1 protein-coding gene is annotated in these 342 nt (G+C 36.0%); it reads right to left on the reverse strand.

The window, feature by feature from the left end:
- On the reverse strand, positions 1 to 342 hold a 342-nt coding region (locus KW850_RS32805), incomplete at both ends, for an aminotransferase class I/II-fold pyridoxal phosphate-dependent enzyme (RefSeq protein WP_218351737.1).

The following is a 342-nucleotide window of genomic DNA, read 5'->3' on the forward strand; positions in this document are numbered from 1 at the left end:
TCTCTTATTCCCTTTAAAGAAGCTATTGAGCAGAAGGTGCCTTCTTCATACGTCAATTCTGCATAAATTCCATCTGTAATAACTAATAAATCGTGCTCAATGATAATATCGGCTATTGCTTCCAATTCCTGTTTATTTAGCAAACTTCCTGTAGGATTGTTCGGAAAACAAAGAATAATTGCTTTTGTTCTCGGAGTAATAGATTGCTTTATTTGTTCTGGTGTAAGTTTAAACTGATTCTGAAAAGAAGTAACGATTGGCACTGGAATCCCTCCAGCCAATGAAACCAACGCAATATAAGCTACATAACTTGGTTCTAAAATCATTACCTCATCCCCTGGA

The organism is Bacillus sp. sid0103 (assembly GCF_019219025.1).